This is a genomic window from Flavobacterium sp. KH_035 (assembly GCF_057839565.1).
In genome coordinates this window covers 3,611,487-3,624,510 of the sequence record NZ_CM174492.1, presented here as the reverse complement: position 1 = coordinate 3,624,510, position 13,024 = coordinate 3,611,487, and the positions used below count along the sequence as shown (strand labels likewise).

Below are 13,024 nucleotides of genomic sequence, written 5' to 3'. Positions count from 1 at the left end.
TTGTCAAACTGTTAGATTATGATATATTTGACATAGAATTTTTCAACAAATAATTAACATTCACATGCCAATAACCGCCAACGATACTAAAAGAAAATCATGGTTAGAAGTACCAGAAAATAGCGACTTCCCTATTCAAAATATTCCATTCGGTGTATTTCTTACCAAAGAAAATGTCGTTACTGTAGGAACAAGAATTGGCGATTATGCTATAGATTTAGGGGCTCTACAACAATTAAACTATTTTGCAGGAATAGATTTAACTGACGATATGTTCATGCAAGACACGCTAAATGATTTTATTTCTGATGGAAAAAAAACATGGCGACTCGTTCGAAACCGTATCGCTGATATTTTCGACGAAACCAATCCACAACTTAGAGATTCAGCAAAGGACCGCGATATCGTTATTTTCAAAATTGATGATGTCGAAATGCAATTGCCTGTGTTAATTGGTGATTATACGGATTTCTATTCCAGTAAAGAACATGCAACGAACGTTGGTAAAATGTTCCGTGATCCAGAAAACGCTTTATTACCTAACTGGTTGCACATTCCGGTAGGATATCACGGAAGAAGCTCAACAATTGTTCCGTCTGGAATTCCGGTACACCGCCCTATGGGACAAACTTTACCTGCCGGACATGATACTCCCGTATTTGGCGCTTCTCGTTTAGTAGATTTTGAATTAGAAACTGCTTTCATCACTACAGACGTAAACATAATGGGAGAAAACATCTCTACTTTTGAAGCCGAAGACTATATTTTCGGAATGGTTTTACTAAACGACTGGAGTGCACGTGATATGCAAAAATGGGAATATGTACCACTTGGACCTTTTTTAGCCAAAAACTTTGCCACTTCAATTTCACCGTGGATTGTAACAATGGATGCTTTAGAACCTTTTAGAACTAAAGGACCTAAGCAAGATCCTACCCCGCTTCCTTATTTACAAACCAAAGGAAAAAAAGCTTTTGACATTCACTTAGAAGTTTCTTTAAAGCCTGAAAACCACGAAGAAACCGTAATTTCAAAATCAAACTTCAAATATATGTATTGGTCTATGGCCCAGCAGCTAACACATCATACTTCAAACGGATGTCGTGTTAACTCCGGTGACATGATGGGTTCCGGAACTATTTCCGGTCCAACTCCTGACAGTTTTGGTTCGATGTTAGAGCTAACCTGGGGAGGAAAAAATCCGATCACATTAAATGACGGAGGCGAACGTAAATTTATTGAAGATGGAGATACGGTAATCATCAGAGGTTTCTGTGAAAGCAACGAAGTACGCATTGGTTTTGGAGAAGTGTCAAGCCAGTTGTTACCTCCTTTTGTGAGACAATGAAGAGAAACTGCCATATCGGAAGATATATAAGCAAAAAACCTTGTTAGACAGCTAACAAGGTTTTTTTTATTTTTTTCTGCCACAGATTAAAAGAATTAAAAATGATTTTTTATAATCTGTGAGAATCCGTTAAATCTGTGGTCAATATTAAGCAGGAATCTGCTGGCTCAAACAATGTAACGTTCCGAATCCCCATATAAAATCAATACAACTTATTCCGATCACTTCTCTGTCAGGAAAACACTCTGAAAGTATATTTAAAGCAACACGGTCATTGCTGTCATTAAAAGTAGGAACCAAAACACAGTTATTCAAAATCAGAAAATTAGCATAACTGGCCGGTAATCTTAAAGTTTCGAAATCTACACGTTTTGGCATTGGCAACGCTACAATAGTTGGTGATTTCCCGTCCTCTAGTTTTGCATTTTGCAAGCGTTTCAAGTTATCCTGCAAAGGTTTATAATTGGAATCGTTTTTATCTGTTTCTACAATGGTCACAATTGTATCTTCATTTACAAATCGGCACAAATCATCAATATGACCATGCGTATCATCCCCCTCTATTCCGTCACCTAACCATATTACATTTGTAACTCCCAGATATTCTTTAAAAACAGCCTCGTAATCTTCTTTGGTGAAGTTTTCATTTCGAACCTGAATAGTAGGATGCATCAGACATTCCTCTGAAGTCAATAACGTTCCTTTTCCGTTTACATCAATTGCACCACCTTCTACAATCACAGGTTTTCCTTTATACATTACCTGCGTCAGCGGCACATCAATAAAATCAGCTATCTTAGAAGGAACAAATTTATCCAGTTGGTAATTTTTATACTTAGCCCATCCGTTAAAATTAAAATTCAATGCTTCTCTTTTCGAACCATTTTGTACAATAATTGGCCCGGAATCACGCATCCAGCTTCTATTGGTTTTATGAATAATGAAAGAAACGTTCGCTAAATTTATGCGTGCTCTCTCCAGCATTTCGCCTACTTTTTCTTTTAGTTTTTCATCGGCTACCACCAAAAAAACGGTTTCAAAAGTGGCTACTTTTTTAATAAATTCTACAAAAGCCCATTGAACAGCTTCGTATTTTCCCGGCCAGTCATTTCCGTTATGCGGAAAACACAATACAATTCCTTGTTGTTTCTCCCATTCCGCTGGAAATCTTCTATTATTTGTTGACATAAAAAGGTTCTAAATTTGAAAGTGTACAAAGATAATGAGATAATGTGAAAATTAGACAATGTGATAATTGGATTATTGGATAATTAGATAATCAGACCATGTAATGATTTGATAATTATCTGATTGAATTAATAATCTAATTAACAGATTAAGTTAAAGATTAAATAATAAAGCCTTAATATAAGACGAGGATCTGCTAATTACATTTGGCAAAACTAAAAAACACAACAATGAAAAATTTAAGCCTTTCATTATTAGCTGCTTTATTTGTTATGGCAAGCTGTAATAATGATGAAACTTCAAACAACCAGGAACCTGAAGTCGTGGTAAACGAAAATCCGGGATCTTTCAAAGAAATTGGTTCTATAACCATTGGTGGAGAAGCCGCCGCAGAAATTTCGGCATACGACGAAAAAACAAAAAGACTTTTTACAGTAAACAATAGCGGAACCAATCAAATTGATGTAATTGATATTTCCGATCCTACAAAACCAACCAAAATTGGTAAAATTGATTTAACTCCGTATCAAGGAGCTTCTAATAGTGTTGCGGTTTACGACGGTAAACTCGCTGTTGCTTTAGAATCGACAGTAAACAAACAGGGAAATGGAAAAGTTGTTATTTTCAATACCAACGATTATAGCTTAATCAAACAAATTACCGTTGGCGCATTACCGGATATGATTACTTTTTCGCCGGACGGAAAATACATTATGACCGCCAATGAAGGAGAACCAAATACGGATTACTCCCAAGATCCAAACGGAACAATTTCTATTATCGAAACAGCGACTTACACTGTTACAACTTTAGATTTTAGTTCGTTTAGCAGTCAGGCCGAAACTTTGAAGAAGGATGGTTTTAGAATTTCGAAATTTGCAAAGAGTTTTGCTCAGGATATTGAACCTGAATACATCACTATATCCGATGATTCTAAAACAGCCTGGGTTACTTTACAGGAAAACAATGGTGTTGCCAAAGTAGATATAACTTCAAAAACTATCACAGCGATTTATCCTTTAGGTTTTAAAAATTTCAATACCGCTGAGAATGCTATCGATGTAAGTGATAAAGACGATAAAATTGCTTTTAATCCATGGAAGGTAAAAGGAATGTTTATGCCGGATGCGATTAGTCACTTTTCTGCCAATAATGTCCCTTATTTTGTTACCGCCAACGAAGGTGATGCCCGTGAATATACTGCTTACAGCGATATAAAAAGAATGAAAGACATGAAGCTGGACGCAACTGCCTTTCCTGATGCCGCCGCCTTAAAACTAGAAACTAATTTAGGAAGACTAAACCTTATCGCAGATATGGGCGATGCTGATGGTGACGGTGACCTGGACGAAATGGTAGCGTTTGGAGGCCGCTCTTTCTCGATCTGGAACGGAAACACAGGAAAAATTGTTTACGACAGTAAAAATGATGCAGATAAAAAAACAAACGAACTTGGAACTTACGATGACAAACGTAGTGACGACAAGGGTTCTGAGCCCGAAGCTGTGGTTGTTGCTAAAATGGGATCTCAAAATATTTTGTTTGTAGGTTTAGAAAGATCAGATGCTTTTATGACTTATGATGTAACAAACCCAAATTCTCCACAATATTTACAAACAGTGAAAACGGGTGATGCTCCAGAAGGGGTGGTTTTTATTCCGGCTTCTAAAAGTCCAACAAAAAGAAGTCTGTTAGTCGTTAGTAGTGAGGGAGATGGAACGGTAAAAATATACCAACCAGATTTAAAATAACTTTCACATTTACAGATTCAAAAAAGGGCAAAATTTAAATTTTGCCCTTTTTTTTGCCCAAATATTTTGATTCTATTAACGTATTTACATAATTAAAACCCAAAAGATGGGAATTATGTAAGAGCAAATAGAACACTATCTAAATTTCGTAGTATAATTTTGTCCTGAGTTTAAAAATTAAAACTCAATAATCATATTAAATTAAAATTTGGATATCATGAAAAAGAAATTAGCTTCAGTATCACTTTTACTACTATCAATCGCTGCCGGCGCACAAAACATGGCAACGACATCGACACAGCCTTCAATTGACAAACCCGCTTACAATAAATGGTCTATAGAATTGAATGGTGGTTTAAATAAGCCTATGAGAGCAATGACACCTGGTTATTCAACAGAATCAGTTAGTCCGTTTCACGCAGATTTAGGGGTAAGATACATGTTTAATCCTAAGTTTGGTTTGAAACTGGATGTTGGATACGATCAATTTAAGGAACGCAATGACACTCCCGAATTTGACAGTAAATACTACAGAGCAAGTTTACAAGGGGTTATTAATCTTGGAAGAGCTTTAAACTTTGAAACATGGACTAATACTTTCGGTTTATTGGCACATGGAGGTTTTGGTGTTTCGCAATTAAGCAGCGATAAAGGTTTTGACGGTAAAGATTACATGGCTCATGGAATTATGGGGTTAACAGGTCAAGTTAAATTAAGCAACAGAATTGCTTTAACAGGAGATCTTACAGGTATTGTTAACGGAAGACAAAATCACAATTTTGATGGAAAAGGAGTCCCAGCTACCGGTTCATTAGATGGTGTAATGTTAAACGCTTCTGTTGGTTTGACTTTTTACTTAGGTAAAAACCAAAAACATGCTGACTGGTATTCTGAAGACAATGAAAGACTAAACAAGTTAGAAGACCGAGTTACTACTATTGAGACTAATCTTATTGATACTGATAAAGATGGTGTTGCTGATTTGTATGATTTAGAGCCTAACACAATCTCTGGAGTTGCCGTAAATACAAAAGGTCAATCTATAGATACCAATCAAAATGGTGTTCCGGATGAATTAGAAAGCTATTTAGATAAAACGTATGCTAAAAAAGGCAGCGAAGCAATAGCTCCAACAAACAAAACAGTTGAAGAATTAATTAACGGAGGATATGTAAATGTATACTTTGATTTCAATTCTTCTAAACCAACCAATACTTCTCTATCTGGTGTTGATTTCTTAGTGAAATACCTTAAAAACAATCCTGGTAAATCAGCAGATATTATTGGATATGCAGATGAAATTGGAAACTCAAGCTACAATACTGAATTATCAAGAAAAAGAGCTGAAGCTGTGAAAAAAATCGCAACTAATGCAGGAATTGATGCTTCAAGATTAAATGTGGTTGCGAACGGTGAAGATACTTCTGTGAACAAAAAATCTAAAGAAGCCCGTCAAATCGTAAGAAGAGTTACTTTCCAGGTAAAATAATCTCTATATATATTTAAAAGATCCACTTCAACTTATTTTGAAGTGGATTTTTACTCCACAAAAAAAGGACGAAATTTACATTTCGTCCTTTTTATTTTTATACATATCCCTTAAAGTTAATCGATTGCTCTTTTGGTAATATCTCCAAAAGCATCAATTCTTCTGTCTCTGAAAAATGGCCAGTTCTGACGTACATTTTCCTGTAGATCCAAATCAACTTCTGCAATTAAAATTTCTTCCTGATCGTGAGAAGCCTGCGCTAAAATCTCACCCTGAGGTCCTGCAATAAACGAAGCTCCCCAAAATTGAATTCCTTCAGTTCCTTCAATATATTTTTCTAATCCAATGCGGTTTGCAGCTGCTACAAAAACTCCATTAGCAACAGCATGACCTTTCATCACGTTCATCCATGCTCCATATTGATTGTCTCCGTACTCTTCTTTTTCTTTTGGATGCCATCCAATTGCTGTTGGGTAAAATAAAACCTCAGCTCCTTTTAAAGCGGTAATACGTGCTGCTTCCGGATACCATTGATCCCAGCAAATAAGTGTTCCTACTTTCCCTTTTTTAGTTTCAATAGCCTGAAAACCTAAATCACCCGGAGTGAAATAGAATTTTTCGTAGAAATGCGGATCGTCCGGGATGTGCATTTTGCGGTATAAACCAGCTTCTGTTCCATCAGTATCAATGATGTAAGCACTATTATGGTAAATTCCCGCCATTCTTTTTTCGAAGAAAGGAACAATAATTACCACTCCTAATTCTTTTGCCAGGGCACTAAAAGCAATAAATGAAGTACTGTAAAGTGGTTCGGCTAAAGCAAAATTATCTACATCCTCGCTTTGACAAAAATAATGACTGCTATACAATTCAGGCAACAGGATTACTTCAGCTCCTTTATTGGCAGCATCTTTTACCCAGCTGATACATTTTTTAAGATTATTTTCCGCAACATCATTCAGATTTAACTGAATTACGGCTATTTTATACTTTCTTTTCGGCATGACATAAAATTTAGAGTGCAAAAATAGTAATTTTTAGAGGAATGGCAAAGTGTGTTATCTACCACTTCTTGTAAAGAAGAGAACCATTTTACAGATATCTGATCCAATTAAAATCAAATACCTGCAAAATGGCTTCCTACAAATGTGTTTTATAAACTCAGTACTTGATTATTCAATAACCACTTTTGTAGTTATGAATTCCGTTTCCGATTTTTTGAATTTAATTTCGAAAGTTCCTTTGGTGGCAGACTTGAATTTATAAACTGTTTTTCTAAGCTCAGTAGCTTGTGTACAAATCTTAGAAGGATATTTTGCTTCCACTTGCAATCCTTTTACTCCGCCAATGGTCACTTCGCTAATTTTACTGAATTCCCCACAACCGTTATCTACAACAAAAGTCACATCATAGCTTAACTCCTCATTAATCTTTCCAGCTGCAGGGCCTTTCACTTCCGTAACCAAAGCAACCTTAGTAATTGATTCAGGAATACTTGGTGCGTCATTATCGTTACTGCAGGAAACAAAAATTGTTGCTAAAAATAATACTACAAAAACTGATTTAAATTTAAAACTTTTCATATAAAATAATAATTAATTGTTAATTACTATGAAGATGTCATTAGGTTGCGATGGTTGCTTTTTAAATTTGTTAATTCTTTCAATAAAATCAATAACTACCTGAAATTCAAAACATTAACCCCTAAAAATACTTAAAAAAAAAAAAAACGTAATTTCTTATGAAAAGAAAGTTTTATCGTTTAGCCCCGATAGAAACGGCATCCTTTTTCTTGCTTCTTTAGCTGGAAAAAGATATAGTGGATAGCGGGACAAGTGTTCTTTTTAAAACGAATTACAATGCTTCAAAAAAAAAACACCAGCCTTTCGACTAGTGTTTCTTTGTTTACCTCTTTGTGATGTGTATCTTAATTTTTCTTTGCAAAAACCTTTTTAAATCCATTTACAATTACTAAAACTACAAAACCTAACACTAAGCCTGTAATAAATTCTTTTATTATAGACGGAACATTAATTTCAGTCATTAAATGATGTAAAAACGGGATATAGTGTACAAAAATTCCCCCTGCTACTAAAATTAAAGCAATTGTACCAATTACAGTTAAACTCTTAATTACCATAGGTAGTGCCTTTACTAGTATATTCCCTATAAATTTCGAAATACTTTTTTCTTTTTTACTGAACTTAATAAGCTTATAACCCGCCTCATCCATTCTGACAATTAAAGCTACAATGCCATAAACACCAACGGTTGCAATCAAGGCAATAATCGAAGTTACTATAATTTGCTGACCAAGAGGTTTACCAATTACGGTTCCAAGTGCTATAATTACAATTTCTACCGACAAAATGAAATCAGTTACGATTGCTGATTTTATTTTTCCTTTTTCAGCCTCTAAAATTTCTTCTTCTGTAAAAGTTTCTTCTGTTATCCCTTCCGATTCTTCGTGTTTGTGCGGAAATATAAATTCGTAGATTTTCTCTGCTCCTTCATAGGCTAAAAAAAGTCCTCCAAGTACTAAAATCACAATGATCGCAATTGGTAAAAAAGCACTTAACAAGAAAGCAATTGGTAAAATAATCACTTTATTCAATAAAGACCCCTTGCTGATTGCCCATAATACCGGAAGCTCTCTCGAGGATGCAAATCCGGAAGCTTTCTCAGCATTTACAGCTAAATCATCACCTAAAATACCCGCTGTTTTTTTTGCTGCAACTTTACTCATTACTGCAACATCATCCATAATTGCTGCGATATCGTCTAATAGTACGAAAAAACCTGATGCCATTATTTTTTTTTGTTTTTAAGAATTGCTTAATTAACTGGTTTTAAAGATCCTGTTTAATCAGCTGTTCTGGTTTGTTTACTGGCGCGAATCTAAGACTTTTTTGCTAATTTTTCTATCAAAAAATTAACTGCATTGCCCTAAAAGCACCCAAATAATGATAAAAACGAAAATAGTTCCAAAACAACCTCCTCCTAATTTTTTCGCACCGTATCCCGCTATTAATCCTCTAAAAATATTGTTCATCGCATTTTATTTAAAATTGATTCTCTTTTGAATTGATTTTCAAATCACTACCATAAAGATCATGACTTTATTTCAAACTATTTTATATTACTTTCAGAAAAATTTATATCATTTATTGCATTACGAGTCAGTATCTAAACAAAAAACACCAACATTTCTGCTGGTGTCTTTTTTGAATATTGTTTATAGAAATAAGTTAACTTAATCTGTTGCTACAGAATAACCTCTGCTTACTAAAGTTGCTTTATCGGTAATACCTTGCCCAGTAGGAGGAGCTGGAGGATTCTGATCTTGTAACTGAATATAACTTCCTGTGTTAGAAGGAAGATTAAGCAATCTGTGCAAAATTAGATTAACTTGTGAACTCGAAAGCGCATTTTTATTAAAATTAATTGATAAGTTTTTATCTGTAATTAATGCCAATGATGGTAGTTCGATAGAAGTAAGAATCTTATTATTACTAAAATAAAGCCCTTTACATGAATTTAACAAAGGAAATAAAATAGAAGTTAAAGATGGATTATTTATAATACCTGTGTCGTATCCATGCAGTGTTTTCATAAGAGGAAACCCAATTGAAGTAAGTTTGTCGTTATTTGATACATCCAAATCGTCATATACCTCAGCAAGGTTACTTAAATTCACACTAACTAACTTTAAATTATTTTGGATTTTTAAATTTATTAAGCTCTTTATTACACTTAAATCTAAAGTCGTTAAGTTTGTTGTACTGCTAACATAAATATTCTCTGTATAAGGCCCTAATTCAGCGATAATTTGTGCTGCCGCCTGCGCATCTGTGATGTCACCAGTTATAACAATACTTGGTTTTCCTTTATTTTGGCTGCTTCCAGCATATAATGCGTAAGGTACACTTAGTAATTGACTTGTACCACTAATGGTGTAATTAGTTCCTCCTGTTGGATCAATTTCTGTCTTGATAAAGTGTGATCCGCTACCCCAATTTATTCCGGAAAAAGCTCCAGTAACTGCTGTTCCGCCACCTATTTCTATAGTCGCCAATCCATTACTGTTTGTTGTTGTCGTTTGTGTTTCTACATACGAAGCTGTACCACTTGCTGATCCTGCTAAAACACTCGTTTTGATACTCACTAAAGTACCGGCAACCAATGTACCATCGGTTTTGCGAATAACTGATTGGTAGCTCATTTTTTGCGGAGCCTGCGCAAATAAAATAGTAAAAGAACTCAATAATAGTAAGGCCAGAGTAATTTTTTTCATATATTTTTTTGATTTTTGAATGTTACTTTTTTGATTTTACTGCCAATATTGGATATTCTTCCAGGAACCGAAATTCTAATAAACTTAAAATAAAAGCAGCGTCATTTTCTACGTAGTTTCATTTGAAAGAATACTAATAAACTAGTCCGTACTAACAGAATTACCAGTATTTATCAAAGTTGCTTTATCTATAAGCCCTTGTCCTGTAGGAGGAGCAGGTGGATTTTGCCCTAACAATCGAATATACTTCCCTGTAGTTGGAGGAATACTTAATAGTTTATTTAGCAATAAATTAACTTGAGAGCTAGGAAGTGCATTACTACCAAAATCAAGATAACTACATGAAACTAATGAAGGTAAATCTATAGAACTAAGGGTAATATTTTGATTAAGAAAAAAAGTCTTAATTTCAGCCAACATTGGAAAGGAAAGAGACACTAAAGATGGATTTTTATAAATACTAACCTCTTGATCTCCTAATACTATTTTTAGAGCAGGAAATAAAATTGCACTTAATTTTTGGTTATTTTTTATATCAAGATCATTTTGAATTTCACTTAGATTATCAAATTTTACAGTGACTAATTTTGAGTTATAACTTATATTTAAGTTTATTATTTTTTCTACTACACTTAAATCCAGAGTTGTCAAATTTGTCGTTCCAGTAACGTAAATGTTCTCTGTTTCAGGCCCAAACTGAGCTGCTATTTGTGCTGCCGCCTGTACATCTGTAACACTACCAGATATAACAATACTGGTTTTTCCTTTGCTTTGACTGCTTCCGGCATACAAGGCATAAGGCACACTTAACAGCTGACTTGTGCCACTAATCGTGTAGTTACTTCCTCCTGTTGGATCGATTTCTGTCTTTATAAAGTGTGATCCGCTACCCCAATTTATTCCTGCAAAAGTTCCGGTAACGGCTGTTCCGCCTCCTATTTCTATGGTTGCTAATCCATTACTGTTTGTCGTTGTCGTTTGTGTTTCTACATACGAAGCCGTACCGCTTGCTGAACCAACCAGAATACTAGTTTTGATACTCACTAAAGTACCGGCAACCAACGTCCCATCGGTTTTACGAATAACCGATTGATAGCTCATTTTTTGCGGAGCCTGCGCAAATAAAATTGTAAAAGAACTCAATAATAGTAAGGCCAGAGTAATTTTTTTCATATATTTTTTTTATTTTGGAATGTTACTTTTTTTGATTTTACTGACAGTATTGAATATTCTTCCAGGAACCGAAATTCTAAGAAACTTAAAATAGAAGTAGCGTCATTCTCTTTGTAGTTTCATTTGAAAGAATACTAATAAACTAGTCCGTACTAACAGAATTACCAGTATTTATCAAAGCTGCTTTATCAATTACCCCTTGTCCTGTAGGTGGAGCGAGTGGATTTTGTCCTTGTAACTGAATAGATTTTCCTGAAGCAGGTAAAACATCTTTTAGTTTACTTAATAACGAATTAACCTGAGAACTTGGTAATGCATTATCACCAAATCCGATTTGTCTTCCAGTAGTAAGAGACAACATAGGTATATTAATAGTATTCAAGCTCGAATTAGAGTTAATGTATAAACTATTAAGTTGCGTTAGTAGTGGAAAAGAGACTGACGTTAATGACTTATTATCGTATATTGTAGCCTGATCATCTCCTAGTATTGCTTCTAGCACAGGAAACACAATTGAGCTCAATTTTTCATTATATCTTATTTCGAATTCATCCTGAACTAAACTAAGATTATCAAACTTTACAGTAACTAGTTTAGAATTAGAACTTATATTAAGATAAAATATATTTTTTAATGCGCTTAAATCCAGAGTTGTCAAGTTTGTAGTACGAGTAACATAAATCCTCTCTGTGTGAGGCCCAAACTCGGCCAATATTTGTGCCGCCGCCTCTGCATCCGTAACATTTCCAGTTATAAAAATAGTGGTTTTTCCTTTGCTTTGACTGCTTCCCGCATATAAGGCGTAAGGCACGCTTAAAAGCTGACTTGTACCGCTAATGGTATAGTTACTTCCTCCTGTTGGATCGATTTCGGTCTTGATAAAGTGAGATCCGGCTCCCCAGTTTATTCCGGAAAAAGTTCCGGTAACAGCTGCTCCGCCTCCTATTTCTATGGTTGCTAATCCATTACTGTTTGTCGTTGTGGTTTGTGTCTCAACATAAGAAGCTGTACCACTTGCTGAACCAGCCAAAATACTAGTTTTGATACTCACTAAAGTACCGGCAACCAAAGTTCCGTCAGCTTTACGAATGACCGATTGGTAACTCATTTTTTGCGGAGCCTGCGCAAATAAAATTGTAAAAGAGCTCAATAATAGCAATATCAGAGTAATTTTTTTCATATATATTTCTGCTGTTAGAAAATTATTTTTTTATAATTTTAAACGTTTTTACGGTTTTACCGCTGTTACTTACAGTCAGAAAATAAATGCCGCTATTTAACCCTTGCATGGATACGCTCGTTTCGGGGTTGGTAACTTCTAAGTTCTTAGATACCATTTTTCCGGTGCTGTCAAATAGTTGGCATGATAAATCATTCCACTCATTTGTAGAAACAACCAAATTAAGTACATCAATGGCTGGGTTGGGATAAGCGGTCATTGCAAGAGTAATACCTTTAAATTCATCATTCCCAAGGCTGATTATTTCATAAGCCTGTTGAACGCCTTGCAAAACAAATCCATTAGCTCCTCCAGGTAAACTTGTGTAGGCGATCTGTCCTACTGAGTAACTCGAGCTACCTCCACTCCCAGTCGCATTTCCACCTGAAACTACTACACTCTCTTGTGAATAGCCATTAGTTATAAATGAAATACCTGTAATAAATAAAATTAAAAAAGTGCGTAGATTTTTTTTCATATTGTTGATTTACTGATTAGTGATTCAAATATATAACAATTCTTATACAGAATATTATTACTAAGAGGAGATTGCATAAAAAAA

11 protein-coding genes are annotated in these 13,024 nt (G+C 34.8%); 3 read left to right on the top strand and 8 right to left on the bottom strand.

Going from position 1 to position 13,024, the window contains the following annotated elements:
* The first annotated feature begins 64 nt into the window (after window positions 1-64).
* Window positions 65-1,348: a fumarylacetoacetase gene (gene fahA, locus AC3IS6_RS14920; protein WP_489160465.1), complete on the top strand. Its 1,284-nt coding sequence runs from the start codon at window positions 65-67 to the stop codon at window positions 1,346-1,348.
* 147 nt (window positions 1,349-1,495) lie between these two features.
* On the opposite strand, the gene AC3IS6_RS14915 is transcribed toward fahA, so the two are convergent.
* Window positions 1,496-2,536, bottom strand: coding sequence for an agmatine deiminase family protein (locus AC3IS6_RS14915; protein ID WP_489160463.1), 1,041 nt, complete (start codon window positions 2,534-2,536; stop codon window positions 1,496-1,498).
* A 230-nt stretch (window positions 2,537-2,766) separates the two neighbouring features.
* Here AC3IS6_RS14915 and AC3IS6_RS14910 point away from each other — a divergent pair, with 230 nt between their 5' ends.
* Both AC3IS6_RS14910 and AC3IS6_RS14905 read left to right on the top strand, forming a co-directional pair.
* On the top strand, window positions 2,767-4,287 hold the full coding sequence (locus AC3IS6_RS14910; protein WP_489160462.1) for a choice-of-anchor I family protein: 1,521 nt from the start codon (window positions 2,767-2,769) through the stop codon (window positions 4,285-4,287).
* A gap of 217 nt (window positions 4,288-4,504) precedes the next feature.
* On the top strand, window positions 4,505-5,776 hold the full coding sequence (locus AC3IS6_RS14905) for an OmpA family protein (protein WP_489160460.1): 1,272 nt from the start codon (window positions 4,505-4,507) through the stop codon (window positions 5,774-5,776).
* A 116-nt stretch (window positions 5,777-5,892) separates the two neighbouring features.
* Here AC3IS6_RS14905 and AC3IS6_RS14900 read toward each other — a convergent pair whose 3' ends face one another.
* From AC3IS6_RS14900 to AC3IS6_RS14870, 7 genes are all read right to left on the bottom strand, one after another.
* Window positions 5,893-6,780, bottom strand: a complete 888-nt coding sequence (locus AC3IS6_RS14900) for a carbon-nitrogen hydrolase (RefSeq protein WP_489160458.1) — start codon at window positions 6,778-6,780, stop codon at window positions 5,893-5,895.
* 168 nt (window positions 6,781-6,948) lie between these two features.
* Entirely contained in the window at window positions 6,949-7,359 is a 411-nt protein-coding gene (locus AC3IS6_RS14895) for a hypothetical protein (RefSeq protein ID WP_489160456.1), read from the bottom strand.
* Between the two features lie 344 nt (window positions 7,360-7,703).
* On the bottom strand, window positions 7,704-8,585 hold the full coding sequence (locus AC3IS6_RS14890; RefSeq protein WP_489160454.1) for a DUF808 domain-containing protein: 882 nt from the start codon (window positions 8,583-8,585) through the stop codon (window positions 7,704-7,706).
* Between the two features lie 444 nt (window positions 8,586-9,029).
* Window positions 9,030-10,070 carry a DUF8740 domain-containing protein gene (locus tag AC3IS6_RS14885; RefSeq protein ID WP_489160452.1) on the bottom strand — a complete coding sequence of 347 codons (1,041 nt, stop codon included), beginning with the start codon at window positions 10,068-10,070 and terminating at the stop codon, window positions 9,030-9,032.
* A 141-nt stretch (window positions 10,071-10,211) separates the two neighbouring features.
* A complete protein-coding gene (locus AC3IS6_RS14880) occupies window positions 10,212-11,243 on the bottom strand; it encodes a DUF8740 domain-containing protein (RefSeq protein ID WP_489160450.1) in 1,032 nt (343 codons plus the stop codon).
* 142 nt (window positions 11,244-11,385) lie between these two features.
* Window positions 11,386-12,423: a DUF8740 domain-containing protein gene (locus tag AC3IS6_RS14875; RefSeq protein ID WP_489160448.1), complete on the bottom strand. Its 1,038-nt coding sequence runs from the start codon at window positions 12,421-12,423 to the stop codon at window positions 11,386-11,388.
* A 22-nt stretch (window positions 12,424-12,445) separates the two neighbouring features.
* Window positions 12,446-12,940, bottom strand: coding sequence for a T9SS type A sorting domain-containing protein (locus tag AC3IS6_RS14870; RefSeq protein ID WP_489160447.1), 495 nt, complete (start codon window positions 12,938-12,940; stop codon window positions 12,446-12,448).
* Window positions 12,941-13,024: the final 84 nt, after the last annotated feature.

Coding starts and splice junctions, on each gene's coding strand:
- AC3IS6_RS14900 (WP_489160458.1), bottom strand. CDS start 6,780: ATGCCGAAAAGAAAGTATAAAATAGCCGTAATTCAGTTAAATCTGAAT.
- AC3IS6_RS14885 (WP_489160452.1), bottom strand. CDS start 10,070: ATGAAAAAAATTACTCTGGCCTTACTATTATTGAGTTCTTTTACTATT.
- AC3IS6_RS14910 (WP_489160462.1), top strand. CDS start 2,767: ATGAAAAATTTAAGCCTTTCATTATTAGCTGCTTTATTTGTTATGGCA.
- AC3IS6_RS14915 (WP_489160463.1), bottom strand. CDS start 2,536: ATGTCAACAAATAATAGAAGATTTCCAGCGGAATGGGAGAAACAACAA.
- fahA (WP_489160465.1), top strand. CDS start 65: ATGCCAATAACCGCCAACGATACTAAAAGAAAATCATGGTTAGAAGTA.
- AC3IS6_RS14895 (WP_489160456.1), bottom strand. CDS start 7,359: ATGAAAAGTTTTAAATTTAAATCAGTTTTTGTAGTATTATTTTTAGCA.
- AC3IS6_RS14875 (WP_489160448.1), bottom strand. CDS start 12,423: ATGAAAAAAATTACTCTGATATTGCTATTATTGAGCTCTTTTACAATT.
- AC3IS6_RS14905 (WP_489160460.1), top strand. CDS start 4,505: ATGAAAAAGAAATTAGCTTCAGTATCACTTTTACTACTATCAATCGCT.
- AC3IS6_RS14880 (WP_489160450.1), bottom strand. CDS start 11,243: ATGAAAAAAATTACTCTGGCCTTACTATTATTGAGTTCTTTTACAATT.
- AC3IS6_RS14890 (WP_489160454.1), bottom strand. CDS start 8,585: ATGGCATCAGGTTTTTTCGTACTATTAGACGATATCGCAGCAATTATG.
- AC3IS6_RS14870 (WP_489160447.1), bottom strand. CDS start 12,940: ATGAAAAAAAATCTACGCACTTTTTTAATTTTATTTATTACAGGTATT.